Origin of the sequence: Frankia sp. AgB1.9, assembly GCF_016786355.1 — a bacterium.
Lineage (GTDB): Bacteria > Actinomycetota > Actinomycetes > Frankiales > Frankiaceae > Pseudofrankia.
This window is the reverse complement of the sequence record NZ_JADWYX010000246.1, coordinates 1-3,193: the sequence shown is the minus strand read 5'-3', so window position 1 is coordinate 3,193 and position 3,193 is coordinate 1. Positions and strand designations below refer to the sequence as shown.

The following is a 3,193-nucleotide window of genomic DNA, read 5'->3' as shown; positions in this document are numbered from 1 at the left end:
CCCGGGCGGGGGGCCGGGGGGCGGGGCCCGGCCCGGGGGGGGGCGCCGGGGCGGCCCGCGGGGGGCGGCGAGGTGCTCTTCCTCAACCCGAGCCAGGACGAGGACTACCGCCGGGCCAGCTGGCGCCGCGCGGCGCTCGTGCTGGTCGGGGTGTCGGTGCTGGTTCTCCTGGCCATCGCGGCGGCGGTCCTGCTCGGATGACGGCGAGTGCCCGGTGGCCCGGCGGCGCGCCGAATCAGGGCATCCGGTGGACAGAACCGGATGCCCATAGGTAACACTGCAATTTGCGATTCACCTCATGGCATCAAAACGGGGGGCATGGTGGAGGAATCCGCGTCCGCGCAGGACGTCAGCTGGTTCGCCGAGCAGTGCGACCGGATCGTGCGCAACATCGAGCGGCTCATCCGAGGCAAGACGGATGTCGTGCGGCTCGCGGTGCTCTGCCTGGCGGCGGAGGGGCACGTCCTCGTCGACGACGTGCCCGGAGTCGGCAAGACATCGATCGCCAAGGCGCTGGCCAGCTCGATCGAGGGCAGCATGCGCCGCATCCAGTGCACCCCGGACCTGCTGCCCACCGACATCACCGGCGTGCAGATCTGGAACCAGGACACCAGGAACTTCGAGTTCCAGCCGGGCGCGATCTTCGGGAACGTCGTGCTCGCCGACGAGGTGAACCGGGCCTCGCCGAAGACCCAGTCGGCGCTGCTGGAGGTCATGGAGGAGCGGCAGGTCACCGTCGAGGGGACGACCTTCGCGGTGCCAAGGCCGTTCCTGGTGATCGCCACCCAGAACCCGGTCGAGCACGGCGGCACCTACGACCTGCCCGAGGCGCAGATCGACCGGTTCATGATGAAGATGTCGGTCGGCTACCCGGACCACGCCGCCGAGGTCGAGATCGTCGCCAACCGGTCAGCCGGGCAGTCGGTTCTCGACCTGCAGCCGGTGGTGTCCAGCGGGGACGTGCTGCGGATGACCTCGCTGGTCCGGCGGGTGCATCTCACGCCGGCCGTCGTCGACTACATCGTGACGATCACCGCGGCCACCCGCCGGCTGGCCGAGCTGCGGCTGGGCGCGAGCCCGCGGGCCGGGATCGCGCTGGCCGCCGCCGCGCAGGCGCACGCCGCCGCGGACGGCCGCACCTTCGTCACGCCGGACGACGTGAAGGCGCTCGCCCCGTTCGTGCTGGCTCACCGGCTGCTGCTGCGTCCGGAGGCCGAGCTGAACGGGGTGACCGCGGCCGGCCTCCTGGACAGCATTCTCGCGTCGGTTCCGGTGCCGGGCCGTGAACGAGCCTATCGATGATCACGAGGTCCGGGATCGCCGTCGCGGTGGTCGGGGTCGCCTTCGTGGCGGCGGGGCTGGCGCTGCACTACCCGGAGCTGATTGTCATCGCGGCGGCGGCGTTCTGCGCGCTGCTGGTCGCCGGCGGCTGGCTGCTGTTCAGCCCGGACGTCACGATCGCCCGCGAGGTCCGACCGGCCCGGGTCGTGCAGGGTGAGCCGGCGTTCGGCTACGTCACGGTGACCAACGTGTCCCGGCGGCGCTGCCCGCCGATCCTCGCGGACGAGCGGGTCGCCGGGGCGTCCCTGAGCGTCGCGATCCCAAGCCTCGCGCCGGGCGGTCAGGCCGAGCGCGGCTACCCGATCCCGACCGGGCGGCGCGGGATCTTCGAGGTGGGCCCGCTGACCGTCGGCCACAGCGACCCGCTGCGGCTGGTCTACGTCGGCCAGACCCGGCCGGAGCGTTCGGTCCTGCGGGTGCGGCCGCGGGTCCACGTCGTCCCGCCGCTGCCGACCGGCGGGTCGCCCGATCTGGACGGGCCGACCTCCAACGTGGCGCCGCAGGGCGGCATCGCGTTCCACTCGCTGCGCGAGTACGCCCGCGGTGACGACCTGCGGCTGGTGCACTGGCCGTCGACCGCGAAGACCGGAACGTTGATGGTCCGGCACAACGTGGTGCCGAACGAGCCGACCATGATGGTCCTGCTGGACACCTCGGCGGCGCCCTACACCGAGGACTTCTTCGAGGACGCGGTCCGGGTGGCCGCCTCGCTCGCCGTGTCGGGTCGCACCCACGGTTTCCCGGTCGAGCTGGTCACCTCCAGCGGCCAGCGGGTCGCCGCCGGCCGGGGCGCCGAGTCCGTCGACGCGGCGCTCGACCTGCTGGCCGGCGTGGCGCCGAGCCCGGAAGACCCGGGCCTGGCCGCCCTGCCGGGGCTCGCGCCGCGACAGCCGGGCAGCGTGCTCGGGGTGGTGACCGGCCAGCCGGCGGCCGAGAAGCTGGCCGCGGTGTCGACGGTCCGGCAGCGGTTCTCCATGGTCAGCGTCGTACAGGTCGGCGAGATCTACGGCCGGCCCGGCCGCCCGGTGGGCGGGGCGATGGTCGTGAACGTGCGTACCAGCGACGAGTTCGCCGCCGTCTGGGCCGCGAGGGCGCACCGGTGACCGTGCCCCGGTCGCCGGCCCGGCACCGGCAGGCGAGCGGCGCCGGGTCCGTCGGCTTCCTCAAGAGGTCCAGGCGATGACGAGTCCGTCCGCCCGGGCCGCGCCGGCGTCGTGGGCGCTTGCGGCGCAGGCCGCGCTGGTCAGCCTGGCCGGGCTGCCGAGCCTGTTCGTGGTGAAGCCGCTGTTCGACGGGTCCGGGTACCTGGGGCCGCTGGCCGGCACCCTCGTCGTCGCGGCGGTCGCCGGGTGGCTGATCGCGCGGCGGGTGGCGAGCGGGTCACTGGTCTGCGTCGTCGGGGTCGTCGCCGGGCTCGCCTTCGGGACGGTCGGGGCGCTCGTCGCCGGCGACTCGCCGTGGCTGGCGACGCGGGCGCTGCGGGAGGGCTGGCCGCGGCTGTTGAGCGTCGCGCTGCCGGCCCGGCCGAGCACGCTCCTGCTGGTTCCGCTGGCCGCGATCATCTGGGTGACGACCTATGCGGCCGTGGCGCTGGCCGTCCGCACCGAGCAGCCACTCGCGCCGGGCCTGGCGCCGCTGCTCGGTCTCGCCGGCCTGATCGTCCTGGTCGGGCAGACCGGCGGCGGTGCTCGCGGCCCGCGGGTCCTGCTCACCGGCGCGGCCGCGCTGCTGGTGCTCGCCGCGGCCGCGCTGCGGGCCGCGCGCCCGGTCCTGCCCGCCGCGCCCGGCGCGGCCCCGCCCCCGGCCGGCTCCGCCGGGGCGCCGGCAACCGGTGCGCGCCGGCTCCCCCGCG

At 74.9% G+C, this 3,193-nt stretch carries 3 protein-coding genes and 1 pseudogene; all 4 read left to right on the top strand.

What is annotated here, in order from left to right; all coding sequences use genetic code 11:
* Window positions 1-201 (top strand): hypothetical protein (locus I6A60_RS42595; RefSeq protein WP_238437283.1); only part of this gene is annotated, 201 nt, incomplete at its 5' end.
* A 117-nt stretch (window positions 202-318) separates the two neighbouring features.
* Complete coding sequence (locus I6A60_RS40815) at window positions 319-1,302, top strand: MoxR family ATPase (protein WP_203021913.1); 984 nt, start codon at window positions 319-321, stop codon at window positions 1,300-1,302.
* Entirely contained in the window at window positions 1,299-2,444 is a 1,146-nt protein-coding gene (locus I6A60_RS40810) for a DUF58 domain-containing protein (RefSeq protein WP_203021912.1), read from the top strand. The genes I6A60_RS40815 and I6A60_RS40810 overlap by 4 nt, the downstream gene beginning before the upstream one ends.
* Before the next feature lie 76 nt (window positions 2,445-2,520).
* Window positions 2,521-3,193, top strand: a pseudogene (locus tag I6A60_RS40805) (hypothetical protein); the annotation flags it as partial.